26 protein-coding genes and 1 pseudogene are annotated in these 25,874 nt (G+C 67.7%); 15 read left to right on the plus strand and 12 right to left on the minus strand.

Going from position 1 to position 25,874, the window contains the following annotated elements:
* Positions 1–46 precede the first annotated feature (46 nt).
* Positions 47–343: a hypothetical protein gene (locus AC3WR5_RS02075; RefSeq protein WP_141289618.1), complete on the plus strand. Its 297-nt coding sequence runs from the start codon at positions 47–49 to the stop codon at positions 341–343.
* Positions 344–373: 30 nt separating this feature from the next.
* Here AC3WR5_RS02075 and AC3WR5_RS02080 read toward each other — a convergent pair whose 3' ends face one another.
* Positions 374–2,329, minus strand: a complete 1,956-nt coding sequence (locus AC3WR5_RS02080) for a DUF1631 family protein (RefSeq protein ID WP_492481468.1) — start codon at positions 2,327–2,329, stop codon at positions 374–376.
* 466 nt (positions 2,330–2,795) lie between these two features.
* Between AC3WR5_RS02080 and AC3WR5_RS02085 the strand changes: the two genes are divergently transcribed.
* The 13 genes from AC3WR5_RS02085 (at position 2,796) to AC3WR5_RS02145 (ending at position 10,777) form a co-directional block, all read left to right on the plus strand.
* Positions 2,796–3,092, plus strand: a complete 297-nt coding sequence (locus tag AC3WR5_RS02085) for a RebB family R body protein (protein WP_141291250.1) — start codon at positions 2,796–2,798, stop codon at positions 3,090–3,092.
* 16 nt (positions 3,093–3,108) lie between these two features.
* The gene (locus AC3WR5_RS02090; RefSeq protein ID WP_141291252.1) at positions 3,109–3,378 is read left to right on the plus strand and encodes a RebB family R body protein; all 270 of its coding nucleotides are present in this window, start codon (positions 3,109–3,111) and stop codon (positions 3,376–3,378) included.
* A 38-nt stretch (positions 3,379–3,416) separates the two neighbouring features.
* Positions 3,417–3,683: a RebB family R body protein gene (locus AC3WR5_RS02095; RefSeq protein WP_141291254.1), complete on the plus strand. Its 267-nt coding sequence runs from the start codon at positions 3,417–3,419 to the stop codon at positions 3,681–3,683.
* Positions 3,684–3,772: 89 nt separating this feature from the next.
* A complete protein-coding gene (locus AC3WR5_RS02100) occupies positions 3,773–4,045 on the plus strand; it encodes a RebB family R body protein (RefSeq protein ID WP_141291256.1) in 273 nt (90 codons plus the stop codon).
* Positions 4,046–4,100: 55 nt separating this feature from the next.
* The gene (locus AC3WR5_RS02105) at positions 4,101–4,334 is read left to right on the plus strand and encodes a RebB family R body protein (RefSeq protein ID WP_492481471.1); all 234 of its coding nucleotides are present in this window, start codon (positions 4,101–4,103) and stop codon (positions 4,332–4,334) included.
* The gene (locus tag AC3WR5_RS02110) at positions 4,331–4,891 is read left to right on the plus strand and encodes a RebB family R body protein (protein WP_492481473.1); all 561 of its coding nucleotides are present in this window, start codon (positions 4,331–4,333) and stop codon (positions 4,889–4,891) included. Before AC3WR5_RS02105 ends, AC3WR5_RS02110 begins: the two co-directional genes overlap by 4 nt.
* A 36-nt stretch (positions 4,892–4,927) precedes the next feature.
* The gene (locus AC3WR5_RS02115; protein WP_492481475.1) at positions 4,928–5,275 is read left to right on the plus strand and encodes a hypothetical protein; all 348 of its coding nucleotides are present in this window, start codon (positions 4,928–4,930) and stop codon (positions 5,273–5,275) included.
* 40 nt (positions 5,276–5,315) lie between these two features.
* Positions 5,316–6,401 carry a hypothetical protein gene (locus AC3WR5_RS02120; RefSeq protein WP_492481477.1) on the plus strand — a complete coding sequence of 362 codons (1,086 nt, stop codon included), beginning with the start codon at positions 5,316–5,318 and terminating at the stop codon, positions 6,399–6,401.
* Positions 6,398–6,682 carry a hypothetical protein gene (locus AC3WR5_RS02125; protein WP_492481479.1) on the plus strand — a complete coding sequence of 95 codons (285 nt, stop codon included), beginning with the start codon at positions 6,398–6,400 and terminating at the stop codon, positions 6,680–6,682. The genes AC3WR5_RS02120 and AC3WR5_RS02125 overlap by 4 nt, the downstream gene beginning before the upstream one ends.
* A 60-nt stretch (positions 6,683–6,742) precedes the next feature.
* Positions 6,743–8,323, plus strand: a complete 1,581-nt coding sequence (locus AC3WR5_RS02130; RefSeq protein ID WP_492481481.1) for a hypothetical protein — start codon at positions 6,743–6,745, stop codon at positions 8,321–8,323.
* A gap of 19 nt (positions 8,324–8,342) precedes the next feature.
* Positions 8,343–9,233, plus strand: coding sequence for a hypothetical protein (locus tag AC3WR5_RS02135; RefSeq protein WP_231012284.1), 891 nt, complete (start codon positions 8,343–8,345; stop codon positions 9,231–9,233).
* A gap of 14 nt (positions 9,234–9,247) precedes the next feature.
* On the plus strand, positions 9,248–10,408 hold the full coding sequence (locus AC3WR5_RS02140; RefSeq protein ID WP_492481483.1) for a hypothetical protein: 1,161 nt from the start codon (positions 9,248–9,250) through the stop codon (positions 10,406–10,408).
* Between the two features lie 111 nt (positions 10,409–10,519).
* Positions 10,520–10,777: a hypothetical protein gene (locus AC3WR5_RS02145; RefSeq protein WP_492481485.1), complete on the plus strand. Its 258-nt coding sequence runs from the start codon at positions 10,520–10,522 to the stop codon at positions 10,775–10,777.
* A 9-nt stretch (positions 10,778–10,786) separates the two neighbouring features.
* Here AC3WR5_RS02145 and AC3WR5_RS02150 read toward each other — a convergent pair whose 3' ends face one another.
* The 11 genes and pseudogenes from AC3WR5_RS02150 to scpA all read right to left on the minus strand — a co-directional run bounded on the left by AC3WR5_RS02150 (position 10,787) and on the right by scpA (position 25,019).
* Positions 10,787–12,454 (minus strand): helix-turn-helix domain-containing protein, encoded by a 1,668-nt coding sequence (locus AC3WR5_RS02150; protein ID WP_492481487.1) that lies wholly within the window; start codon positions 12,452–12,454, stop codon positions 10,787–10,789.
* Positions 12,455–12,754: 300 nt separating this feature from the next.
* A complete protein-coding gene (locus AC3WR5_RS02155; RefSeq protein ID WP_492481489.1) occupies positions 12,755–14,044 on the minus strand; it encodes a cytochrome P450 in 1,290 nt (429 codons plus the stop codon).
* Between the two features lie 36 nt (positions 14,045–14,080).
* On the minus strand, positions 14,081–14,548 hold the full coding sequence (locus AC3WR5_RS02160; RefSeq protein ID WP_492481491.1) for a VOC family protein: 468 nt from the start codon (positions 14,546–14,548) through the stop codon (positions 14,081–14,083).
* Positions 14,545–15,819 (minus strand): FAD-dependent oxidoreductase, encoded by a 1,275-nt coding sequence (locus AC3WR5_RS02165; protein ID WP_492481493.1) that lies wholly within the window; start codon positions 15,817–15,819, stop codon positions 14,545–14,547. The genes AC3WR5_RS02160 and AC3WR5_RS02165 overlap by 4 nt, the downstream gene beginning before the upstream one ends.
* A gap of 4 nt (positions 15,820–15,823) precedes the next feature.
* Positions 15,824–17,896: an acetyl-CoA carboxylase biotin carboxylase subunit gene (locus AC3WR5_RS02170; protein ID WP_492481495.1), complete on the minus strand. Its 2,073-nt coding sequence runs from the start codon at positions 17,894–17,896 to the stop codon at positions 15,824–15,826.
* A 43-nt stretch (positions 17,897–17,939) separates the two neighbouring features.
* Positions 17,940–18,758, minus strand: a complete 819-nt coding sequence (locus AC3WR5_RS02175) for a YdcF family protein (RefSeq protein WP_492481497.1) — start codon at positions 18,756–18,758, stop codon at positions 17,940–17,942.
* A complete protein-coding gene (locus AC3WR5_RS02180; RefSeq protein WP_141286867.1) occupies positions 18,755–20,287 on the minus strand; it encodes an acyl-CoA carboxylase subunit beta in 1,533 nt (510 codons plus the stop codon). The genes AC3WR5_RS02175 and AC3WR5_RS02180 overlap by 4 nt, the downstream gene beginning before the upstream one ends.
* A 46-nt stretch (positions 20,288–20,333) precedes the next feature.
* Complete coding sequence (gene meaB / locus AC3WR5_RS02185; protein WP_492482600.1) at positions 20,334–21,362, minus strand: methylmalonyl Co-A mutase-associated GTPase MeaB; 1,029 nt, start codon at positions 21,360–21,362, stop codon at positions 20,334–20,336.
* 732 nt (positions 21,363–22,094) lie between these two features.
* Positions 22,095–22,304, minus strand: a pseudogene (locus AC3WR5_RS02190) (GIY-YIG nuclease family protein); the annotation flags it as partial.
* Positions 22,301–22,837, minus strand: a complete 537-nt coding sequence (locus AC3WR5_RS02195; protein ID WP_492481500.1) for a GNAT family N-acetyltransferase — start codon at positions 22,835–22,837, stop codon at positions 22,301–22,303. The pseudogene AC3WR5_RS02190 and the gene AC3WR5_RS02195, both read right to left, overlap by 4 nt.
* A 19-nt stretch (positions 22,838–22,856) precedes the next feature.
* Positions 22,857–25,019 carry a methylmalonyl-CoA mutase gene (scpA, locus tag AC3WR5_RS02200; RefSeq protein WP_492481502.1) on the minus strand — a complete coding sequence of 721 codons (2,163 nt, stop codon included), beginning with the start codon at positions 25,017–25,019 and terminating at the stop codon, positions 22,857–22,859.
* Between the two features lie 183 nt (positions 25,020–25,202).
* Here scpA and AC3WR5_RS02205 point away from each other — a divergent pair, with 183 nt between their 5' ends.
* A complete protein-coding gene (locus AC3WR5_RS02205; protein WP_492481504.1) occupies positions 25,203–25,856 on the plus strand; it encodes a GntR family transcriptional regulator in 654 nt (217 codons plus the stop codon).
* The last annotated feature ends 18 nt before the right edge of the window (positions 25,857–25,874 follow it).

The following is a 25,874-nucleotide window of genomic DNA, read 5'->3' on the forward strand; positions in this document are numbered from 1 at the left end:
GAGTCGCGGACGGCCTTGTTTTCCGCGCAGCCCGAGGAGAATCCTTTTGAAACCCGCTGAAATCGTTTCCCAACTGCGCCTGCGCGACCCCAAGGTCCTGGGTGACGTGCCCGACAAACGCGTCGAGCAGATCCTGCGTGCCACCTTCGCACTGATCCGCGAGAACGTCTCCGCCACCGCCGAAGGCGATGTCACCGTGGCCACGCTGGGACGGTTCCACGCCCGCGAAATCGTCAAGCAGGAAGCTGGCGAAGACGAAAAGCGCCTGAAGCGCGTGATCTTCTTCCCCGCCAAGCCGCCGGAAAAGAAGGGCCCGCCGCTGCTGGCCGGCCTGTCGGCCTGAAGGCCCCCAGGCGGCCTTGAGCGCCGCCGTTCAGTTCGCCATCGCCCGCCGCGCCCGCGCCAGCATCTGGCCGGGCTCGATGTGCGTGGCCAGGCCTTCGCGGCGCAGGCGGTCCAGCGCGCGATAGGTCAGCGTGTGGCTGCCGGCGGCGTGGCGGCTCTTGAACATGAAGAACTGGCCGTTGTCGCTGCGCCAGGTGAGCAGCGCGGTGGTCCAGCGGCCCTGCAGCATCAGCCGGCAGAGCTGGCCGGCTTTCAGGCCTTGCAGCCAGGCCTCGCGCGCCAGCCGCGCGGCCTCCGCTTCTTCGGCCATGGCCATCGGCACGGTGGCCAGCTCGGCGTGGCCGTGCCACTCCTCGCGCGCGGTATCGGACCAGCCACGCATGTTGGTCGGATCGAAACCCGGTGGCGGTGGCTCGGGCTCCGGCAGCAGTTCTCCCTTGGCAGCGGCCAGCATCGCCGGGGTGATGACCAGCGTCGGTGAATCGGGCGCCTCAGGGCTGCTGTGGGTCGCCGCCACGCCGCTCAGCACCGCGGCCAGGTCGGCCAGGTAGCCGTTCACCATGTGGCCCGGCAGGCCTGCGGCGTCCATGCCGTCTTCGGCGGCGTCCAGCAGGCGCTGGCGGTCCATTGGCGCGAGTGGCTGGCCGCGGCGCTGCTGCGAGGCTGCGGCCAGCAGGTCCGGCACCAGGTTCATTGCATGCAGCGTGGCTGGCGCCTGGGTGCCGTCGCGCGCCAGCACCCGGCTCAGCACCTGCACCCAGGGGCCGAGCAGGAACTGCTTGAGCACCGGCGGCAGCACCAGGGCGCGCAGCTGCTCGACCAGCTGGCCGCGCACCGCCGGCTCCATCTCGCGACGCCGGGCCTCGTGGTCCAGCGCCGATTCGAGCGCCTGCGGGCTGACCGCCGGCATCGGCGCGGGCAGGCTGTCGAGCTGCGCCAGTGCGCTGTCGAAACTGGCATTGGAGAGCGTGTCGCCGGCCTCCTCCAGCTGGACCAGCATCGGGTCCAGCTGATCGGCCAGGCGCTGCATCTGCGGGTCATCGGCCGACTGGACTTCGCTGAGGCCGGCAATGCGGTCCAGCAGGCGCCAAAACGGGTGATCTTCCTGCTGCAGCGCGGCCAGCTGCGCGGGCGCGAGCCGCGTCATCGGCGAATGCAGGCGCTGCCAGACGGTGTCCATCGCCGGGCCGGAATGGCTTTGGCGGGACAGGATCTGCAGCAGCTCGCCGAGTTGCCGGGATTGGGTTGCGGCTGCGTTGCCGTCTTGCGGCAAGGCCTGCGGACCGGGTGCGGCCGCGGCGGTTTCGCCCCAGGCCAGGCCCGCGCCGCCGGCCGAGCGGATCACCAGCGGTGCGGGCGAAACGCCCGCGTCACGCAGCAGCTGCAGGTGCTGCTCGAAGACCTCGGCCAGCCGCTTGGCCAGCAGCGGGCCGGCCAGCCGCATCGCCGTCAGCTGCTGCGCGGCGGCGAAGTGCAGCGCCTTGAGCGCGCGGCCGTAGGCTTCGGCGCAGACCTCGGGCGTCAGCGGGTAGGCGCTGCCGGGCAGGTGCATGGGCCGGCCCGGCAGGTTGCCGCACAGGCCGCGCAGCTCGCGCTGTGTCCATTCCCCCGCCTGGTCGATCTGCCGCTCGATGCGCACCTGCTCGATGCCGACCTCCACGTCGTGCTCTTCCATCAGGCTCAGCGTGCCGGCATCTTCCATCAGGTGCAGCGGCCGGTCGTGGTTCAAGGGCGACGGCTCGGCCAGTTCCTCGCGCATGCGCTCGGCCAGGCTGCGGGCAAAAGCCTCGCCGAGCTGCCGCGGCCGGCCGCGCAGCGCACTGACCAGCTCGTTGACCTGCCCGCGCTGCACGGCGCTTTGCCAGGCATCACCCAGCGCAGCCGTGGCGGCATCGAGCAGGCGTTGCTCGACCTGCCCGGTCCAGCCCGGCAGGCCGTCGAGAAGCTGTTGCAGGAAGGACGCGAAATTCAGGGTACTGGACATGCAAGGGTGCAAACGACGGCGACACCACGGCGGGGCCTCACACGGCCGGCCGGCTGCCGCCAAGCGGAACAAGTTTAGGCCCGCCCGGCGCGCGGCGATGCAACAAGCGGTCAAGCCGGTCGCGCGGGGCGTGAACAGGTGGACAGGCGCCCAACCCGCACATCGTCGATTCCGCAGGGTCGCTCCGGCACCGGCCCGGCGCCGGCCCAGGGCCCGGTCGCCGGATGCGGCCAAACCGCTTGCCGGCTTCTACCGCACCGCACCCGGCCAGCGTCATCGGCACCGTGTTTCCCCGTCGCTGAAGCGTCCTATTCCGTCATCGGCACAGATCGCCGGCGGGGCGGTCCTCCTAGCATGAACTCACGCAAACGACGGGTCTGCAGCCAGCGCCAAGCCAGCCAGCCACCCGCCGTCTGCCGGCCCATCCACCACAGGACCCGCGAGGTCCGCACGCTCAGGAGTCGACATGGCATTTCCCACCTCCGTCAACGACCAGATCACCGATTCGGTCACCCAGGCCAACACCAAGGTGCTGGGCGATGCGCCCGCCATCGCCATGGGCAACCTGTTCCAGGCCACCGCCCAGGCCCTTGCCAACGCGGCACACAACGCGACCAACGCCCAGCAGCAGAGCTACGTGACGGCCCAGTCGGCCACCACGATGGGCGTGGCCACGCTGTATTCGATCGACACCGCCACCACCGGCGTTGCCACCAAAAGCATCCTGAGCACCGGCACCGGCGTCAAGGGCCTGGGTTCTTAACTTCTGAGGAATCGACATGGCCTTCCCTACCGCCGTCAACGACCAGATCACCGACTCCATCACCCAGGCCAACACCAAGGTCCTGGGTGACGCACCGGCGATCGCCATGGGCAACCTCTACCAGGCCACCGCGCAGGCGCTGGCCAACGCGGCGCACAACGCCACCAGCGCGCAGCAGCAGAGCTACGTGACGGCGCAGGCGGCCACCACCATGGGCGTGGCCACGCTGTACGCGATCGACACCGCCAGCACCGCCGTTGCCACCGAAACCATCCTGGGCAGCTGAGCCGCGCCACCAACCGTTAACGACAAGGAGCTGAGCACATGGCATTTCCCACCGCTGTCAACAGCCAGATCACCGACTCCGTGACGCAGGCCAATGTCCAGGTGCTCGGAACCTCGCCAGCCATCGCGATGGGCAACCTGTACCAGGCCACCGCCCAGGCGCTGGCCAACGCGGCGCACAACGCCACGATGGCCCAGCAGCAGATGTACGTCACCGCGCAGGCCGCGACCACGATGGGCGTCACGCTGCTGTATTCGCTGGACACCGGCGCCACCGGCGCAGCCACCAAGAAGATCCTCGGCTGAGCCGGGCGACGCGCGGGCTGCGCTGAGGCGCCCCGTGTTCCCTCGCTGTTTCCAACCGTTCAATCCCTCAACTGCAAGGAGCATTCACCATGGCATTTCCAACTGCCGTCAACAGCCAGATCACCGACTCCGTCTCGCAGGTCAACACCAAGGTGCTGGGCGACTCGCCCGCCATCGCGATGGGCAACCTGTTCGTGGCCACCAGCCAGGCGCTGTCCAACGCGGCGCACAACGCCACCAACAACCAGCAGCAGTCCTACGTGACCATGCAGGCCTCGACCACCCAGGGCGTGGCCACGCTCCTGGCGGTGGACACCGCGTCCACCGGTGTCGCCACGACCGAGATCCTCGGCCTGAAGTAAGGCCGGCAGCCCGGCCAGGTTCGCGCCCGGCCGGGCCCTGCAGCGGAGCCACTGATTGGCACGCCCGTCGGCCGTCGTCAGCCTGAGTGGCGACATCGCCGCCGGCTCGCTGGCCGCCATCGGCCAGGCCCCCGCGCTGGCCATGGGCATGACCTATGTCGCGATGGCCGACAGCATCGGCCTGGCAATGGAAAACGCCGTGGCCAACCAGCAGCGCGGCCAGGTGCTGGCCGATGCCGCACTGGCCCAGGTCCTCGCATTGATCATCAAGAAGGGAGCCGGTTCATGACCGACGACAGCAGCGTGAACAGCCAGATCGTCGACGCCGTCAGCAGCGTCGTCACGCTGGCCACTGGCCAGTCGCCCTCGCAGGCCCACGGCATGCTCGATGCCGTGCTTTTGGAAACGCTGGGCATGGCGATGTACAACGCCGTGAACCGCCAGCAGAGCGCCAGCATGATCGGCTCGGCGGCCGTCACCGCGGCCTGCGCCAAGATGCTCTCGGCGCCCTTCCCCAGCCCGCCACCGGTGCCCGCGCCGCCGCCCGGGCCGCCACCGGTGGTCCTGCCACTGCCCAGCCCGCCACCCGAGCCGCCACCGCCTGCGGTGGTGATCGCCGCCGCGCTGGCCGAGGGCCAGACCGCGATCCAGGTGCTGCAGGCCCAGGCCACCGGCTCCTCGCAAGACGCCAGCACCGCGCAGGCCGACCTGCAGCAACTCGCCCAGGCCGCCGCGGCGCCAGTGCCGGCGCCTGCGCCCCCGCCCGCACCGTCGCCTGCCCCCGCCCCGGCGCCACCCGCACCTGCGCCCGAACCCGCCCCGGCACCGCCCCCCAGCGGCAGCTGAAGCCCGCTGAAGCGCCCCGCCCACACAGGAGCAGCCATGGATCCGACAAAGGTCAACGCCCAGGTCATCGACGTCATCAACCAGGTCCAGCTGGCCACGATGAGCCCGCAGGTCGTGCTGACCAGCGGCGCCGGCAAGGCCTACCAGTCGGTCGCCCAGTCCACCGCCATCGCGGTGCAGGACGCGGCCGACGCGCTGCGCAACATCTCGACCATTGCGACCACCGCCGTCGGCGTGGCCATGGCCCAGTTGCTGGCCACCGGCGACACGAAGTACCAGACGGCCATCAACGAAGCCCAGAAGCTGATGCAGAACGCCACCACCGACTTCAGCAACGTGGGCACCGCCGCGGCCAACGTGCTCAAGGGCTTCCCGGCGGGCTGAGCCAGCCGCAGGCACGCACAACGCAACAGGAGCCATCGCCATGTCCGTCTCCGTCGCCGGCCGGCCGGTCCAGCAGCCAGGCTCGTTGTCCGACCTGGGCCGCCTCGCACTGGCCTTTGTCGACGGTGGCCTGGAGTGGTTCGCCTGGGCCATTGCCAGTACCGCCGTGCGCTATGACTTTCCCGACGAAACCACCTTGCTGGCCCAGGTCCAGCTCGGCCTGCACGGCTCGCCGCTGGCGCTGCTGCCGGTGCTCACGCTGCTGGCCAGCCCGGTCAAGCTGATGTCGCTGGGCCTGGCCGACCTGCGCGTGCTGGCCAAGGCCGAGGGCGGTGACGACAACGCGCTGCTCGCCACCCAGTTGCGCCGCGTGTGCACCGAACACCAGTTGCTGAACCAGGCCGAACTCACAGCGCCGCAGGCCTGGCTGGGCAAGCTGGGCGTGGCCAGCGCACCGGTCTTCCAGGCCATGGACTTCCTCGACCGCGTGGCCCTGGTGCGGCTGATGAACGACCCGCTGCTGGCCGCTGGCGACAACGCCATCACCAGCGAGGCCGCCGCATTCGCGGTCCAGCAGGCCCGCACACCGCTCGAATTTTGCGACTACCTCGGCTTCTACCAGGCGCTCGCCGCACAACCCGGCGCCCCGCAAAGCCCCGAGCTGCGGGCCACGCAGGCCGAGGATGCCAAGAACACGCTGCTGCCGCTGTTCTTCGGCGCGCTGGACTGCCCGCAGGTCAACGGCCTGCCCTCGCCAGCCGAAGTCGGCCAGGCGGTCGGTGCGTGGTTATCCAGCGGCAAGCAGGTCGGCTTCTCGCGCCTGTCCGAGGGCTTGATGCAGATCGTGCGCCACACCAGGTTCCAGGGCCAAACCGGCGACGCCGCCCGCCGCCTGGTGGACGCTTACCTCGCCTCCGCCCAATCCCTGCTGGCCGCCGCCCGCCCCCACCAGGCCCGCATGGGCCAGGACGGCCACACCTGCCTCTACCGCCTGGCCTCGGGCGAACAGCAGGCCGAGTTGCTGCTCAGCGGCAACGGTGTGATCTCGCTGCGCGAATTCGGCCTGCGCAGCCCGCCGGCCGCTCCCCGGCCACCACTGGCCCCCCTCGAACCGGAGAACCCGTGATGAACGACGACCCAACCCCCAGCCCCGCGCGCTCCCCGCTGGAAATGGCGATGCGCGCGGCCGAAGACGCGGTGCGCAACACGCAGCAGCAAGTGGACGCGGCCATCGCGGCGACGCATGCGGCGTTGCGCACGGCCCTGCAAGCCTCGGCGGATGCCAGAAGCATGGAAGAAGCCGCCGCACAGAAAGCCGTCGCCGACGTAGATGCAGCCCTGCGAGCCAGCGAGGCGGGTGTATCCCAGGCCGTGCAGCACGCCATGCAAATTGTCAGCAAGCCCTGACCAGATCCGGCATTCGGGGGTGACCCTGCCAGGCACCGAAGGCGAGCGGAGAGAAGCCAAATGAAAATACTCAGGCAAAAAGACGGAAAAATCACCTTTTTCCTGGACGGTCCCGACTCGGGGGAAGAGGTGAATTTCGTGCGTGGGGCAGAACAAATGCCGAACAACACGTATGGCTTCGAAATCGAATTCTGCTCCCACGACAACCCAGTGTTCGCGTTCACTCACGTGAAAGTGATGAGTTTGGTGATCAATGGATTTGGCAAATGGTTGATCGAATCCGACTCCGGCAACGTGCTTGAACTCGTCACCGAGCCGCTGGTCTTTGCCGACCCGGCAGATGCCCATGCATTCAAAATCGATCTCGGCAAGCTGCTGTCAGAATCGGTTGACATCCAGCAGGAAGACATCAAATACATCACACTCGGAAGCTGGCGTGAGGACATCAGGAGCAAGCTTGAATTGCTCTCCAATGCCTACGCGACAGAAAATAAACTGCTGCCATCAAGCGACGCAAGCAGTGAGCTGAAATACAAGATGAGCCCGTGGGAGAAGGTGGTGCCGCAGATATCACCCGAAAATGTCGATGACGGCATCAACATTGCTGCCGCGAAAGCCCGCCTGGCACGCAATGCCAACGACAAATGGGACCCTTTTGTCTGCGACACCATTCTGTGCAGAAGCGAAAAGGACTGGGGCCGCGGCTATTCCTCTCAAGCCAATGTGCCGATGACACTGGCCGGCCACTTCCTCTACTCGATCAGCAAGACTCGCCAGGCCCGCGACCGGCACAATGCGCTTTTCACCCAGCCCATTCCGCCCGATGTCTCGGACGCGAAGATTCAAAGAGACTTCGACACCTGGTTCTGGCGCCGACTGATATGGGAGGTGTTCACCTGGATGGGCGACGCCATTTCCGGCGTCGGCGCCACCGATGTGGATAAATCGGAGTGGACCCTCGATAAGGCACGCAACATGGGTTTGCTGTATGTGATGGTGAGCAAGACCTTGACCGGCGCGCTGGGCGCCCTCAGCGAGCCCTATCAACTCAAGCTTCAATACCAAGCCTTCGAAAAACAGTCCACCCAGGTGCTTTCATTCGACAACCCCGAGCAGGAAACATCGGAACTGCCGGGCAGCGACACGAGTTGGCTGGAATATCACAGCTCCATGAAGGACTTGACCGGGCTCTGGTTCAAGGCGGCACTGGTATCGGTGATCAAGGACACGTTCGGCGACCCGCCGTCAAATGAATTCACCAGCACAGTGGCGTCCCACGTCAGGCAGCTTCCAGCCATCTGGGGATACTTCTTCAAGATTGCCGTCCAACGGGAGGACGAGTTTTATTCGAATGTTGCCCAAAAGCGGACCAACATTTTCAGCGACCTGAACAGGAATTGGTCACCCTTGATCGAAAGAATCAGAAGCGTCTGCGAGGCCCTCGCCAGCTTCCTGGAAAACTGGGGCAACGATTCGCTGACGCTCGAACAGCAAGCCTGGCTCACATTGCCGCCTCGCAAGGACCGGAAGTTTCTGCACTACGAATCGGCGCCGCCGTGGGAGGGGCGCTACGACACCATGTACCCACCGTTCAAGCGCTTCAAAGTGCCCACCTACCTCGTGGAGCACAGGTTCAACTGATTTCCCAGAAAGCACCATCATGCCCAGCCTGCGTCTAGCGACCTGGAATTCAAGCGGTGAAGCGGCCGGCCGCGGCGCCCAGTTGGCGGCCGCGGTCAACATGACCAATGGCACGGCGCCGCCAGTCGAACTGGTGGCCATCCAGGAAGCCCAGGTCGCGCTGGCGCCGGCCGGCACGATACGGGCGCGGCTGACAGGCGGTGCCCCGCCGTTTGCCACCTTTGCCGTGCCGCTGGACCACGTGCGTGAACTGGGGCCTGGCCAGCCTTTCGCCGTGGGCATCAACCGCGCCTACCTGGTGGCCTGGGACACTGCCGGCCCCGGCGCGCTGGCGCCGGCTGCGGCGGCTGCCCGCATCTCGCTGGCACCGGTGGCGATGCCGGCGCCCAACGGGGTGGAGACCTACATCACCGGGCTGCCGATCGGCCTGGGCCCGATGAACAACCTGCGTCAGGCGGCCCGCAACATCCGCGCGCCGGTGCGCAAGCAGTTCACGTTGACAGCCGGCATGCCGCCCGTGGCGCATACCGTTTATTTCTACACCTGGCATGCCGAGTTGCAGGCCAACTGGCTCGCCGCGAGCTGGGCCACCATCGGGCTCGGCGCTAATCCATTCGCCGGACCCGGCATGTACCCGGCTTTCGAGTTCTTCCAGAACTCGGACCAGTTCCAGGCCGATCTGGCTGCCACGGGCGCCAACGACGTGATCATCATTGCCGGCGACTTCAACATCACCGGCGCGGACCTGAACAACAACCCGGCCCTGTTCCCGAATTTCGTCGGTGCCTCTCACAACCTGAGCCATGTGCTGGCCTACAGCCCGAGCATGGCCCTGGGGTTGGCCCAGACCTGGAACGTGGTCACGCCCTACCCGCCACATTGCATCATCACTGTGGAAGTGCAGTGGTGAGATGGGAGCTCCAGATGAACATCACCGACCTCAGTGGCAACGCGCCCTGCACCGCCCTCGCGCCGTTTGCGCAGGCCACTTACAGCTTGCTCAACCTGCCGAACGGACCCGGCAGCATCCTGTGGACGCTGACGGGTGATCTTTCGTCCCTGCTCATCACCGGTACGAACAACACCGCGCAGCTGACACTGATCTCCCAGCAGCGATCACAGCAGCCCGGCGCCACCACGCTGACCGCCACCTTCACGCCCCAAGGCCAGGGCACGCCTGCGGTGGCCAGCATTGCCCTCACCGTGTTCGAACTCGTGCTGGCGCTGGCGCCTCCGGTGGCCGACGACACAAGCGGCAGCACGGGCTCCGAGAGCAGTTGCATCGGCGTCGGCGAAACCCGGGTGCTGAGCGCCTGCACACTGCCGGCCGGCGTCGTGCCAGCGCAGGCCGGCGACTGGCAATGGTCGGTCGGCGCCGACCTGCAGATCATGGGCGACGCCAGCGGCCCGGTGGTCAGCTTGGTTGCCAACAGCGCGAGCAACAACGCCGAGGTGACGGTGGCACTGGCTTTCGCCGGCGGCAACTGGCGGGCCAGTCGGCAGCTGAGCCCCCTGGCCGTTCAGATCATGGGAGCGCAAGGCGGCTTGCCGATCAGCAGCATTCCAGTCGGGCAAACGGCAGGCTTCGCTGCAGCGGTCCAGCCCTCGGCGGATGACGCCCAGGTTTTCTGGACCGGGGGCGCCAACGTCTCGCTTGCAGCCCAGGACACCACGGTCACGGCACAAGGGGTGCAGCCCAGCGCGGTCGAAGGGGCCGATGGCCTTGCCGTGACCGTGCTGACAGGTGGCGCGCAAGCTCACGCGCTGATCCCGCTGACCGTGTATGCCACCGCCATCACCGGTGCTGGCGGCGCACCCGCGCCCACGCAGCTGCAGGCCAATGGCCGCCAGCGCTATGCCGTGAGCACGTCCCCGCCGCTGTCGGACATCAGCGTCAGCTGGTCGGTTCAAGGCCCCGCCGCGCTGACCGGCTCGACCACGCAGCGCGACGTTGAGCTGATCACCACCGGACCAAGCGAAAGCGCGGGCGACGTGGTGCTCAGCGTCTCGGTGCTGCCACCCGGCATGCCGCACGACCAGCCCACCGCCGTGCTGCGCATCACGTCCGGCACGCCGAGGCGCTGAAACGGTCCAGCCCGCAAGTTGATCCTCCCGGGGCCCCTGGCCCTCCCGGCCTGCCCAGCGGCGCCAGGCCGGGCCTGTGTTCGCGCCGCGTTGCCATCGAAAGGTTTCCCCATGTCCAACTCTCTGAGCAACGTCTCCATCAAGGTCGCCGGCCTCGGCACGCTGATCGTCTACGGCGCCGAAGGCAGCGTCGACGGGCCGGTCCTGAAATGCGGTGGCGGCCAGACCGTGGATGGGCAGGATCCCCCGGAGCAGCAAGGCGTCTACGACATCAGTTCCAGCCAGCGGTCCTTCACCAATGTCACCTGCATCGACGCCTCCGCGCAGACGTGGACCTTCCAGCTGAGCAACGCCATCGCAGCGGATTAGCGCCACCGGTCACGCCGCGCCCAGATGCGCCCGCCGATGTTCGCGGGCGCTCTGGCCAATGGCGCGGCGGAAGCAGCGCTCGAAGTGGCTGAGGTCGGCAAAGCCAGCGCGCAGCGCCACCTCGGTGATGCGCAGCTGCGGCTCCAGCAGCAGCAACTGCTGCGCCACATGGATGCGGATGCTCAGCAGGAAGGACTTGAAGCTCAGGCCCAGCGTGCTGCGAAACAGGTAGCTCAGGTGCGAGGCGCTGACATGGGCCTGCTCGGCCAGCTCGCCCAGCGCAATCGGCTCGGCATGGTGCTCGGCGAGGAAGACCAGCGCGCGCCGCAGGCCGGCATGCACCGTGTCCAGCACCCGGGTCTGGCGCTCCAGCACCACCTGCACCCACTGCGCCGCCGTGCGCGGCGCGGCAGTGGGCCGTGAACTGGCAGTGGCAGGCGACGGCCGCAAGGCAGCTGCGGCCGGCTGGCTGCCAGCCTGCGCCGGCTGCGCTGCGGTCGGTTCCACCGGTTCCACCGGCTCCACCGGCACCGCCGAGCGGTGGCCGCCCGTCAACCAGGGCGCATGCTGCAGCACCTCGGCATGGCCAATGGCCGGACTGTCCGTCATCACCGCGAGGCGGGCAATGGTGCGCTCCAGTTCGGAGACGTTTTCCGGCCAGTCGTAGCCGCGGCAGGCCTGCAGCAGCTCGGCGCTGCAACGCTGGGGCGCGGAGAAGCCATGGCGCTCCAGCGTGGCGCTGATCAGCGCCTCCATGTCGTCCTCGCGCACGCGCAGCGGCGGCAGTTCGGCACCAAGGAAGTCCAGTTCGGCCAGCAAGGCCCTGGAGAACCCGGCTTCGGCGCCCAGCCGCGACAGGTCCGCGGTGGCCGAGGCGATGATGCGAGCGCCGTTGGCCTCGGTGGCCTCGCCAAGGTGGGTCGGGCAAAGGTGTTGCAGGTGGCGGTGCAGCTGGGTCTGCAGCCGCGGGCTCAGCTCGTCAATGCCGTTCAGGAACAGCGTGCCGCCCTGGGCGCTGGCCAGCCACTGGGCCGGCTCGCCTGCAGGGTCCGCGCAATGCACCTCGACCACCGGACCGGCACTGCGCCGGCTGCCCACATGGATGGCCGCGGCCGCCCAGGCCTTCTCGGTGCCGAACTCGCCGTGCAGCAGCACCGGCAGGTCACTGCCCGCCGCACGTTCGATGAAGCATTCCAGCGCGTGCAGCGGCTGGCTGATGCCCACCAGCAGGCTGGCCCGGCGCAGCTGCCGGCGCGACCAGGCCTGCACCCGGTAGCGGTGCGCCAGGTAGGCACAGCGCTTGGCAAAATGCGCCACCCCATCGGCATGCTGCGCGCCACCCTCGGCTTGCGCATGCCAGCCCAGCGTGAGCTCGCCGATCGGCATGCCGGCGTAGTGAGCGGTGAACGCGGTCTGCACGCCGGTCGCCGGCTGCGGATGACCTTCCAGCGGCAGCCAGCCCTGCTCCCAGGCCGCGTCGTGCCAGCGGGTGCCGATGCCACCCGCCGGTTCGCCGTGAAAGCTCAGCCGGCCCACACCGCTGACTTCCAGGCTGCCATGCTGCACCGGCAGCTGCGCCATCAAGGCGCAGGCCAGGCCGCTCAATACCGCGGGCAAGTCGCGATGCGGGCGATAGGCGCCACGGACCAGCGCGTCGACCTGCGCCGTCGAAACCATCGCTTGACCCGCCGTCGCTTGCACCGCCCGTTCTGATCCAGGCACCGTCGACCCAACGTGATGTTTTTGAGCTCTTCGAGAGATGCTCAGCCTCTCGGTCCGAAGAGCAAGGATCACAAGGGCTGGCCATCAAAGGGCAGGCGCCTTGCAGCGCAACTTCCTGGACCCAGCATAGGTGACAGCGCGCACGGCCGGACCTGTCAGGCCTGACAGGCAGTCCCCTCAGCCTGGAGGACGTTTCCCCCCTCCGATTGACGATGGCTCAGCACATGAGCTGATGCGCCAAACAATGACAGCTGCTCAGCCCTGCATCTGCAGCACCGATGGGGCATGTGCATGCCGTGCCGGCATCACCGGCAGGCTGCGCAGGCCGCGGTACAGCGCATCGGGAATCCAGTCGGGCTGCGCGGCCAGCAACTGCGGCGGCTCGGGCCAGCGCTGCAACATCTGCTGCAACACCACCTCGGCTTCCATCTGCGTGAGCGCCGCGCCAATGCAGACGTGCGGGCCGGTGCCAAACGCCAGCGACGCGCCCTGCTGGCGCGCCAGGTCCAACTGCTCGGCTTCGCTGAAACGGGCTTCGTCGCGGTTCGCGCAGCCGATCATCGCCAGCACCAGCTCGCCGCGGCGGATGGTCTGGCCATGCCACTGCACATCGGCCACCGCGCGGCGGCCGGTGTATTGCACCGGGGTTTCCAGCCGCAGCACCTCGCGCACCGCGCGTGGAATCAGGTCAGGCTGCTCACGCAGCATGCGCCAGCGCAGCGGGTCGCCGGCCAGCGTCTGCACCAGGCTGCCAATCAAGTGGCGTGTGGTCTCGTGGCCGGCGAACAGCAGCATCACGCATTGCGCCAGCAGTTCGGCATCGCTGGTGATGCGGCCCTCGGCCTGGCCTTGCAGCAGGCGGTCCAGCAGGTCGGCCACCGGCCGGTCCGGTGTCTGCTGGCGTGCGCTCAACACCGCTTCGAAGCCGCGCGCCAGCCGCAGCATCGCGCGCTGGGCCCGGCGGGCCTGCAGCTCGCTGGGCTGGGCCGCGCCGATGAAGGCGGCCAGGTCGTCGGACGAGGCCACGCTGAAGAGTTCCGGGTCTTCGTCGGACAGGCCCAGCAGCAGCGCCATTACGCGGGCCGGCAGCGGGCGGGCCAGCAGCGCGATCAGGTCGGAGGACTGGCCCACAGCGGCTGCCGCATCGGCCTGGTCCAGCGCCTGTGCGACAAAGGCTTCGATCTCGCTGCGCAGCCCGCGCATGGCCGCCGGCGTGAAGCCCGGCTGCATCAGCTGGCGCAGGCGGCCGTGGTCGGGCGCGTCCACGAACAGCATGGCGCGCGCGAACAGTCGCTGGAACTCGCTCAGTTCGCCTCGCTCGCTGGCCTGCTGCGTGACCCAGCCGCCGGTGCGGCGGGCCGAGAAGCGGGCCGTGTCGCGCAGCAGCGCTTCGCAGTCGGCGTAACGGGTGACCAGCCAGGCGCCGTCGAACCAGGCTTCGCTCCACAGCAGCGGGCCGGCCTCGCGCCAGTGGCGGTACTGGTCATACGGCAGGGGCGGTGCGCTCAGGTCCTGGCGCCAAACGGCTTGCGGTCTCGTCAACATGACCTCGACGGTACACGATCCTCGGGAATACCCGGATCAGCCCAATGCCGCGATCACGTCGGCCGGCGCCTGCACCAGCTCGATCAGCACGCCTTCGCCCGAGAGCGGGAACTCGTCATTGGCCTTGGGATGGATGAAGCAGATGTCGTGGCCGGCCGCGCCGGGGCGGATGCCGCCGGGCGCAAAACGCACGCCGTTGGCCGTCATCCATTCGACCGCCTTGGGCAGGTCGTCCACCCACAGGCCCACGTGGTTCAGCGGCGTGGTGTGCACGGCAGGCTTCTTGTCCGGGTCCAGCGGCTGCATCAGGTCCACTTCCACGGCCGTCGGCCCGCTGCCCAGTGCGCAGATGTCCTCGTCCACGTTCTCGCGCTCGGAAACAAAGGTACTCTTGACCTGCAGGCCCAGCATGTCGACCCACAGCGACTTCAGCCGCTGCTTGTCCGGCCCGCCGATGGCGATCTGCTGGATGCCGAGGATGCGGAAAGGTTTCGGGCTGCTCATGAGGTTTGCTCCATCGGAAACGAATACGGGGGTGGCGTGGCGGCGGCCAGGTCCAGGCGACCCAACAGCCAGCCGGACTTCATGCCACTGAGCGTGGCCATGGACTGGCCCTTGATCCACGGCAGGCGGCCGGCGGTGCCGAAAAACGCATCTCGAAAGCCCGGGCCCAGGCGCTGATCGGACTGGAACAGCGGCGTGAGCCAGCGGCTGGCGCTTTGGTAGAAGCGCAGGTGAGCGCGTCGTCGCCGGCTGTACTCGGCCAGCGAAACAGGTACACCATGGTCCGAAAGGCACTGCGACAGCACCCAGGCGTCGATCAAGGCCATGTTGGCGCCCTGGCCCAGCTGCGGGCTCATGCCGTGCGCGCAGTCGCCCAGCGCCACCACGCGGCCCTGGTGCCAGTGCTGCATGCGGACGTCGGCGTAGCGGGCCACGCGCAGCTGCGCGGGATCGGTCAAACCATCCAGCAGCGGCGCGACCTCGGGCAGCAAGGACTGCATCTCGGCCCTCAGCGCCGACAGCGCCGCTGCATCCGGCTGCGCCTGCCAGCGCTTCAGCGCGTCGTCGCGCAGGCTCCAGAACAGGTTGACGCCGCCAGGCGCGTCCGGCACGCCATGCGGGCGGCCTACAGGCATCAGCCCCAGCATCTGCCGCGCGCCGCGAAAGCGCTGGCGCAGCAGCCGCAACGGCGCGCTTTCGGGCTGCGGCAGCACGCACCACACGGCGCCCCACGGGAACAGCGTTTCGCGCTGCGGCACCGTGAGCTGGCGGCGCAACTGCGAAAACGTGCCGTTGGCCAGCACCAACAGGTCGAAGCGGCCGAGGTCACGCTCGCGCTGGCGCAGCGTCACACCCGCATCGTCCTGCGCGAACCCATCCACCGCCACGCCGCAGTGCCAATCGGCGCCGCTGGCCCGCAGCGCCTGCCAGAGCAAGCCCATCAAGGCGCCGCGCTGCGCGCCCAGGCCGTGCACCTGTGAACCCAGGCAGCGGTAGTCCATGTCCAGCACGCTGCGGCCAGTGGCGGTGTCGCCCACCAGTTGGTGGACCACGGCGCCGAGCGCAACCATTTCGTCCCGCAAGCCGAGCTGACCCAGCACCTGCAGACCGGTGGGTTGCAGCAGCACGCCTGCACCAATCGGCGCCAGCTCCGCCACTGCCTCGAAGACCTGCACCGCATGGCCGGCGCGGCGCAGCAACACCGCCGCCGCGCAACCGGCCACGCCGGCGCCGACGACCGCGACCTTCAGTGGACCAGAGGACGCCAGCACAGCCTCACTCGAAGGCCAGGATGGACTGGTCCACCGCCAGGCTGTCGCCCTTCTTGGCGAGCACGTCCTTGACGATGCCGTCCTGCGTGGCAACCAGGATGTTTTCCATCTTCATCGCCTCGATCACCGCCAGCTTCTCGCCGGCCAGCACCTTCTGGCCAACCGCCACCGAGACCTCGGCCAGCAGGCCAGGCATCGGCGAAAGCAGGAACTTGGACAGGTCAGGCGGGGCCTTGTAAGGCATCAACTTGAGCAGCTCGGCGGCACGCGGCAGCAGCGCCAGCGCGTCAATGGCGGTACCGTTGTGCGAGACACGCAGCGCCAGCGGCTGGCGCGCCGGGCTGCGCTCGATCTGTGCGCTGAAGGGCTTGCCGTCCACCGTGCCGACCATCAGCACGTCGCCGAGCTTGGTGTGGCTCTGGATCTGGAAGGTTTTGCCACCGACGGTCACGGCCAGCGTGCCCTTGGCCGCATCGAACTCGCCCAGCGCCACCGGGTGGTGCACATGTTGGCCTTGCTCGCCGAGCTGCACGATGACCAGTTCGTCTGCATGGGCCACGTCATGGCCCTGCAACTGGCCGGTGATGCCGGCTGCGCGCTCGCGGGCCTTGCGGCGCACAAAGGCCGCCAGCGCCACCAGGAACAGGGGCTCGTCGTGCGGCACGTCCTCGGCGCGGAAACCGTGGCCGTAGTGCTCGGCGATGAAGCCGGTGTTGAAGTCGCCGCTGACGAACTTCGGGTGCGCCAGCAGCGCGGCCTGGAACGGGATGTTGCTGGAGATGCCGCGGATCACGAACGCGTTCAGCGCCTCGCGCATCTTGGCGATCGCGTCGTTGCGGTCGCGGCCGTGCACGATCAGCTTGGCGATCATCGAGTCGTAGAACATCGGGATCTCGCCGCCTTCATAGACGCCGGTGTCCACCCGCACGCCGCCGAAGCCACCCTCGTAGGCGGGGCCCTGCAGCGTCTGCACCGACTGTTCGAGTGCGGTGGCCGGCGGCTGGTACTTCACCAGCCGACCTGTGGACGGCAGGAAGTTGCGGAACGGATCTTCGGCATTGATGCGGCACTCGATGGCCCAGCCCTCGCGCTTGAGGTCCGCCTGCGTGAAGCCCAGCGGCTCGCCGGCCGCCACGCGGATCATCTGCTCCACCAGGTCCAGCCCGGTGATGCACTCGGTCACCGGGTGTTCCACCTGCAGCCGGGTGTTCATCTCCAGGAAGTAGAAGCTCTGGTCCTTGCCGACCACGAACTCCACCGTGCCGGCGCTCTGGTACTTCACCGCCTTGGCCAGTTGCACCGCCTGCGCGCCCATGGCCTGCCGCGTCTCTTCGCTGATGAAGGGTGACGGCGCCTCTTCGATCACCTTCTGATGCCGGCGCTGGATGGAGCATTCGCGCTCCCACAGGAAAACCGCGTTGCCCTGCGAATCGCCCAGCACCTGGATCTCGATGTGGCGCGGCTCCTCGACGAACTTCTCGATGAACACGCGGTCGTCGCCAAAGCTGTTGCGGGCCTCGTTGCGGCAGGACGAGAATCCGTCGAAGGCTTCCTTGTCGTTGAAGGCCACGCGCAAGCCTTTGCCGCCGCCGCCGGCGCTGGCCTTGATCATCACCGGGTAGCCCACGCCCTTGGCAATCTCGACCGCCTGCTCGGGCGTGTCGATCGCTTCGTTCCAACCGGGGATGGTGCTGACGTTCGCTTCCTTCGCCAGCTTCTTCGAGGCGATCTTGTCGCCCATCGCGGCAATCGAATGATGCTTCGGCCCGATGAACACCAGGCCTTCTTCCTCGACTCGGCGCGCGAACGCCTCGTTCTCCGACAGAAAGCCGTAGCCGGGGTGGATGGCCTCGGCACCGGTGGCCTTGGCTGCGGCAATGATCTTGTCGGCAACCAGGTAGGACTCGCGCGAAGGCGCCGGGCCCAGCAGCACGGCCTCGTCAGCCAGCGCCACGTGGCGAGCCTCCTTGTCCGCCTCGGAATACACCGCCACGGTGGCAATGCCCATCTTCTTCGCGGTCTTGATGACGCGACAGGCGATTTCGCCACGGTTCGCAATGAGGATCTTCTTGAACATCGAATGCTCCTAGGTGTCTCTTGTCTTGTGTGATGCCGGGCGCTCAGAACTCTCGCAACACGAACCCGCTGATCATCGCGAAGTACTCGCGCAGCCAGGCGTTGTAGCGAACGTAGAGCGGCGTGGGCGCACCCACCGCGCGCACGTGGCTGTAGCCGGCGCGGCGGGCAATCCAGCCGGCGCGCAGCGTGTGGAAATCGCTGGTGACGATCTGGATGGGGGCGTCGGCATTCACGCCGTGCGCGGCCAGCAGCGGCTTGCTGAACAGCAGGTTTTCCTCGGTGCTGGTGCTGCGCTCTTCCTGCACGATGCGCGCCGCCGGCAAGCCCTTGGCGCGCAGGTAGTCGCCCATCACCTGGCCCTCGCTGAGGTTCTGTCGGAAGTCCACACCGCCGCTGACCACCACCGGCGCCTGCGGAAAGCGCGCAGCCTGCACCAGCGCCGTGTCCAGCCGTGCGGCCAGCGTGGGCGATGGCACGCCGCCTGGCGCGCCCGAGCCGAGCACGACGATGGCGGCCGGCGCATCGGCAGCGCTCAGCGCGTCACCCGAAGTCCGGGCCAGCACGACCCAGAAAGCCAGCACACTGAGCGCCCAGAGCGCCACCGCGCGCCAGCCCCAGCGCCACAGCCGGCGATGCCGCTCGCTGCCCTGCCGCCAGCGCTGCAACGGCAGCCAGAACAGCGCCATGGCAGCCAAGCCCAACCCCGCCAGGAAAGGCACCAACACGCCAACGTTGAACATGCCCTGGCTCATCAGGCACAGCACGTCCACCAGCAGCAGCACGCCGATGGCGCCAGCCAGCCAGCGCCAGGCACCGCCACGCAATGGCGCAACCAGCGAGGTGACGGTGGCGAGGCTCACAGCGGAATGTTCCCGTGCTTGCGCCAGGGGTTGTCGAGCTGCTTGTCCTTGAGCATCACCAGGCTGCGGCAGATGCGCTTGCGCGTCTCGTGCGGCTGGATCACGTCGTCGATGAAGCCGCGGCTGCCGGCCACGAAGGGGTTCGCGAAGCGGGCCTTGTATTCGGCTTCCTTGGCGGCGAGCTTGGCCGGGTCGCCCTTGTCTTCGCGGAAGATGATCTCGACGGCACCCTTGGCGCCCATCACCGCGATCTCGGCGTTCGGCCAGGCGAAGTTCACGTCGCCGCGCAGGTGCTTGGAGCTCATCACGTCATAGGCGCCGCCGTAGGCCTTGCGGGTGATCACGGTGATCTTCGGCACCGTGCATTCGGCGTAGGCGTAGAGCAGCTTGGCGCCGTGCTTGATGATGCCGCCGTACTCCTGCGAGGTGCCGGGCATGAAGCCGGGCACATCGACGAAGGTGACGACCGGGATCTGGAACGCATCGCAGAAGCGCACGAAGCGCGCGGCCTTGATGCTGCTCTTGATGTCCAGGCAGCCGGCCAGCACCTGCGGGTTGTTGGCGACGATGCCGACCGTGGCGCCTTCCATGCGCGCGAAGCCGATCACGATGTTGGCCGCGTAGTCGGGCTGCAGCTCGAAGAAGTCGCCGTCGTCCACGACCTTCAGGATCAGCTCCTTCATCTCGTAGGGCTTGTTCGGGTTCTCCGGCACCAGCGTGTCCAGCGAGAGGTCCATGCGCGTGCCCGGGTCACCGCTGGGGCGCACGGGCGGCTTCTCGCGGTTGGACAGCGGCAGGTAGTTGAAGAAGCGGCGCAGCATCAGCAGCGCTTCCACGTCGTTGTTGAAGGCCAGGTCGGCCACGCCGCTGCGGCCGGTGTGCGTGAGCGCGCCGCCCAGTTCCTCGGCCGTCACGCTCTCGTGCGTGACCGTCTTCACCACCTCGGGGCCGGTGACGAACATGTACGAGCTGTCCTTCACCATGAAGATGAAGTCAGTCATGGCCGGCGAATAGACCGCGCCGCCAGCGCAGGGCCCCATGATCATGCTGATCTGCGGCACCACGCCGGAGGCCATCACGTTGCGTTGGAACACGTCCGCATAACCGCCCAGCGAGGCCACGCCTTCCTGGATGCGCGCGCCACCCGAATCGTTAAGGCCGATGACCGGCGCGCCGACCTTCATCGCCTGGTCCATCACCTTGCAGATCTTCTCGGCGTGCGCCTCGGAGAGCGCGCCGCCGAAGACGGTGAAGTCCTGGCTGAAGACGAACACCAGGCGACCGTTGATGGTGCCGTAACCGGTCACCACGCCGTCGCCAGGGATCTTGTTGTCGGCCATGCCGAAGTCGGTGCAGCGGTGCTCGACGAACATGTCCCACTCTTCGAACGTGCCTTCGTCCAGCAGCAGCTCCAGGCGTTCGCGCGCAGTCAGCTTGCCCTTGCCATGCTGTGCGGCGATGCGCTTCTCGCCGCCACCCAGGCGGGCCTTCTGGCGCTGGTCTTCCAGCCGTTGCTGAATGTCTTGCATGGGGTCGTCCTCTTGTCTCGTTCGGGTATCTGGAAAGATGGTGAGATCAGCGCGTGTCCAGCAGGTCCAGCAGGCGGCGCGCCGCCACCGAGGCAGCCACCTCGCCGGCGCGCACCGCAGCAGTCAGCGGTGCCAGTTGTTCTCGCACGCCGGGGTGGGCGCGGAAGCGGGCTTTCAGGCCGGCGTCCAGCCGCTCCCACATCCAGGACTCGTCCTGGCGCTGGCGGCGTGCCGCGATCTGGCCGGCCGCGGCGCGCAGCGTACGGAAGCGCTGCACGGTCTGCCAGAAAGTGTCCACGCCCTGGGCTTTCAGCGCACTGAGCTGGATCACGGTGGGCTGCCAGCGTTCAGGCTCGCCGGGCGCGGGATGCGCCATGCCGTGGCCATGGAACAGGCGCTGCGCCGAGCTGATCTGCGCGCGGGCGCGGGTGGCCGCGGCTTCGTCCAGGTCGGCCTTGTTGATGACGACCAGGTCGGCGATTTCCATCACGCCTTTCTTGATCGCCTGCAGGTCGTCTCCGGCATTGGGCAGCTGCATCAGCACGAACATGTCGGTCATGCCGGCGACTGCTGTTTCGCTCTGGCCTACGCCCACGGTCTCGACGATGACGATGTCGTAGCCCGCTGCCTCGCAGACCAGCATGGCCTCGCGCGTGCGCTCGGCCACGCCACCCAGCGTGCCGCTGCTGGGGCTGGGGCGGATGTAGGCAGACTCATTGACGCTGAGCTGCTCCATGCGCGTCTTGTCGCCCAGGATGGAGCCGCCGGAAACGCTGGAAGATGGGTCCACCGCCAGCACCGCCACGCGATGGCCCAGGGCAATCAGGTGCAGCCCCAGCGCCTCGATGAAAGTGCTCTTGCCGACACCCGGCACACCGGAGATGCCAAGGCGGAACGAGCGGCCGGTGTGCGGCAGCAAGGCGTTCAGCAAGGCATCGGCGCGCTGCCGATGATCCGCCCGGGTGGACTCCAGCAGCGTGATGGTCTTGGCGATGGCGCGGCGGCGCGGGGCGGGCTCCGGGTTCAAGATGGCGAGCAACAGCGGGTCGGTTTCAGCCGGTTCGGGCTGAGCCACTGCCGCCTGATTGAGCAGAGATCCCTCCTCTCGTTCGGGCTCAGATCGCTGCCCGCGTTCGGGCTGAGACCCCTCCTCTCGTTCAGGCTGAGATCGCTCCCCCCGTTCGGGCTGAGCCTGTCGAAGCCAGGGCTCCTTGGGCCCTTCGACAGGCTCAGGGTGAACGGGAAATGTGGGTTCGGGCTCGATGGCGAATGTGGGCTCGCGGAGAACGCCGCCCTCAGCCTCCCGTTCGGACACCCCACTCCGTTCGGGCTGAGCCTGTCGAAGCCAGGGTTCCTTGGGCCCTTCGACAGGCTCAGGGTGAACGGAAAGGGTGGGTTCAGGGTGAACGGAAAGCGTGGGCTCAGCGCGAACGGATGGGGGAGCGCTCACCTCTCCCCGTTCGGGCTGAGCTTGTCGAAGCCCTGCCTCACTCAATGAGGTCTGGCTGCGCAGTCGAAGCAACCCTTCGACAGGCTCAGGGCGAACGGTAAAGGGAGGCTCAGGGTGAACATTGCCACTCACCCCCCGTTCGGGCTGAGCTTGTCGAAGCCGGCTTTCGGAAGCAGCGTCTTCCAGTGGACCGGCCGGCCCTTCGACAGGCTCAGGGCGAACGGTGGTGGGAGGCTCAGGGCGAACGGAAGGGAGCCGTTCAGGCTGAGCCTGTCGAAGCCCCCGCTCCAGGCCATTGCGCGCCAGCGCCTGAATCCCCTCCCAATCCCCGCGCATCAGCGCCTCTTTTTTCGCCCGCGACCATCCCTTGATCTGCCGCTCGAACGCCAGCGCCCCGTCGCGCGTCTCGAACTCCCCCGTCCATGCCAGCGCCAGCGGACGGCGAGTCGACGTGTAGCCCTCCTCACCCTCCTGGTGCTGCCGCAGCCGCGCCGCCAGGTCGTCGGTGTGGCCGACGTAGAAACTGTCGTCGGCGCAGCGCAGTAGGTAGACGGTGAAGGGCTTCATCGTGACGAGCGCAGGTAGTACAGGTCCCACTCGCCTTCGGCCTGCAGCACGAAGCCGTGGCGCAGGTAGAAGCGGTTGGCGTCGCTGTGCTTGAGGGCGGTCACGCTGACGGCCTTGTGCTGCGCGTCTGCCTCGTTGAGCACCTGCGACAGCACCCAGGAACCGATGCCTTCGCCCTGCGCGCTGGGATGGATGTAGAGGTGGTCCAGCAGCCAGTCATGCTCACGCGGCACGACGACGACAAAGCCAACCAGTTCGCCGCTGCGCAGGATGTGCCGCGTGTACGCCGGCAGGTAGCCGCGCGAGAGGCGCTCGCGGGCGCGCTGCGGGTCGAAACGGCCCACCTTGTCCAGGCTTTCGCGCATGGCGGCCAGGCGCAGCGACAGCAAGGCCTCGAAGTCGCCTTCGCCAGCCGGGGCCAGCGAAACGTCCAGGTCACGCGAGCCGGCGGGCGGAACAGGGGGAGCGTCATGCAGCAGTCCTTGGGGCGACGGCGGCCCGCGGAGTGCGGGCGCTGGCCGGCGGTCAGTCAATCAGTGTCGATCAAACCGCTCAGGCGGACTGTGCAGCGCGGATCTGCTCCAGCACGTCCTTGGCGCTGACGGGGATCGGCGTGCCGGGGCCGTAGATGCCCTTGACGCCGGCGTCGTAGAGGAAGCCGTAGTCCTGCGCGGGGATGACGCCGCCGACGAAGACGATGATGTCGTCCGCGCCCTGCTTCTTCAGCTCGGCGACGATGGCCGGCACCAGCGTCTTGTGCCCCGCCGCCAGCGTGGAGATGCCCACCGCATGCACGTCGTTCTCGATGGCCTGGCGGGCGCACTCTTCGGGCGTCTGGAACAGCGGGCCCATGTCCACGTCGAAGCCCAGGTCGGCAAACGCGGTGGCCACCACCTTGGCGCCGCGGTCGTGCCCGTCCTGGCCGAGCTTGGCGATCATCACGCGCGGCCGGCGACCGGCTTCTTCGGCAAACGCGGCGATCTCGCCCTGCAGCTTCTCCCAGCCTTCGGCCGAGTCATAGGCCGCGGCATAGACGCCGGTGACTTTCTGAATGTCGGCGCGGTGGCGGCCGTAGGCCTTCTCCAGCGCGTCGCTCACCTCGCCCACCGTGGCGCGCAGGCGCACCGCCTGGATGCTCAAGTCCAGCAGGTTGCCCTGCCCGCTTTCGGCGGCGGCAGTGAGCGCCGCCAGCGCGGCCTCGACCTTGGCGCTGTCGCGTGCAGCGCGCAGGTTCTTCAGGCGTTCGACCTGTGCCTCGCGCACCATGACGTTGTCGATGTCCAGGATCTCGATCGCGTCTTCCTTCGCGAGCTTGTACTTGTTGACGCCAACGATCACGTCCGCGCCGGAGTCGATGCGGGCCTGCTTCTCGGCCGCGGCGGCTTCGATCTTCAGCTTGGCCCAGCCGGAAGCGACGGCCTTGGTCATGCCACCCATGCCTTCGACTTCCTCGATGATGGCCCAGGCCTGGTCGGCCATGTCCTGGGTCAGTTTTTCCATCATGTAGCTGCCGGCCCAGGGGTCGACCACGCTGGTGATGTGCGTCTCTTCCTGGATGATGAGCTGGGTGTTGCGGGCGATGCGGGCACTGAATTCGGTGGGCAGCGCAATGGCTTCGTCCAGCGCGTTGGTGTGCAGGCTTTGCGTGCCGCCGAAGACGGCGGCCATGGCCTCGACTGTCGTGCGCACCACGTTGTTGTACGGGTCCTGCGCGGTCAGGCTCCAGCCTGAGGTCTGGCAGTGGGTGCGCAGCATCAGGCTCTTGGCCTTCTGGGCATTGAAGCCCTTCATGATGCGGCACCACAGCAGGCGCGCCGCACGCATCTTGGCGATCTCCAGGTAGAAGTTCATGCCGATGGCCCAGAAGAAGCTGAGCCGGCCGGCGAAGTCGTCCACGTCCATGCCCTTGGCAATGGCGGTCTTCACGTATTCCTTGCCGTCTGCCAGCGTGAAGGCCAATTCAAGTGCCTGATTCGCGCCGGCCTCCTGCATGTGGTAGCCGGAGATGCTGATCGAGTTGAACTTCGGCATGTTCTTCGCCGTGTACTCGATGATGTCGCCGATGATGCGCATGCTCGGCTCGGGCGGGTAGATGTAGGTGTTGCGCACCATGAACTCTTTCAGAATGTCGTTCTGAATGGTTCCGGAGAGCTGATCCTGCGCCACGCCCTGTTCTTCGGCGGCCACCACGTAGCCGGCCAGCACCGGCAGCACCGCGCCGTTCATCGTCATCGAGACGGACACCTTGTCCAGCGGGATCTGGTCAAACAGGATCTTCATGTCCTCGACCGAGTCGATCGCCACGCCCGCCTTGCCCACGTCGCCGGTGACGCGCGGATGGTCGCTGTCGTAGCCGCGGTGGGTGGCCAGGTCGAAGGCCACCGACACGCCCTGCCCGCCGGCGGCCAGCGCCTTGCGGTAGAAGGCATTGCTGGCCTCGGCGGTGGAGAAGCCGGCGTACTGGCGGATGGTCCACGGGCGCACTGCGTACATCGTGGCCTGAGGGCCGCGCAGGAAGGGCTCGAAGCCGGGCAGCGTGTCGGTGTAGGCCAGGCCTTGCAGGTCGGCCGCGGTGTAGAGCGGCTTGACGGTGATGCCGTCTGGCGTCTGCCAGTTCAAGGCTTCCAGGTTGCCATTCGGCGCGGACTTGGCAGCGGCCTGCGCCCATTGCGACAGGCTGGCAGGCTTGAACTCGGGCGAAGAACTTGACGACATGCGGGCTCCAGACGGGGCCCGCCATGAGCGCAGATGAGCGCGGGTCCACGTTTTCCATCATACGTGATTCATAATTATGGATGCAATATTCAAGCAGGCGTGAGATTTGCGTACGCAACGCCGCCGGGCCCGCCTAGGTCCGCCGTGCGCCCTGACCTCTTTCCATCGCTGACCGATTCGACCGTGACCGCTGACGACACCGCCACCCTCTTCTCCCCGCGGGCCCTGTACCAGCAGGTGGCAGAAAAACTGCGCGAGCAGATCTTCAACCGCGAGCTGGAGCCAGGCAGCTGGATCGACGAGCAGAAGCTGGCGGTCGACTACGGCATCAGCCGCACGCCGCTGCGCGAGGCACTGAAGGTGCTGGCGGTCGAAGGCCTGGTGACGATGAAGGTGCGGCGCGGCGCCTATGTCACCGAGATGTCGGTGGCCGATGTGAACCAGGTCTATCACCTGCTGGGCCTGCTAGAGAGCGACGCTGCAGCACAGGTGGCGCGCAAGGCCAGCGACGCGCAACTGGCCGAGTTGCAGGCCCTGCACGACCGGCTGGAAAGCCAGACCGGCCAGCGCGACGCATTCTTCCGCACCAACGAGCAGTTCCACATGGCCTTGCTGGCAGCTGCGGGCAACCGCTGGACCATCCAGATCGTCGACGACCTGCGCAAGATGATGAAGCTCAACCGCCATCATTCGCTGTTCAAGCAGGGCCGCATCGAGGAGTCGCTGGCCGAGCACCGCGCGTTGGTGGCGGCGCTGCGGCGGCGCGATGCGGCGGGTGCCGCATCGCTGATGCAAGGCCATTTCTCCAATGGCCTGGCCGCCGCAACGGGAAACTGAGCCCCGGCGGCGGCCGTT

Source organism: Ideonella sp. FW305-24 (genome assembly GCF_058788035.1).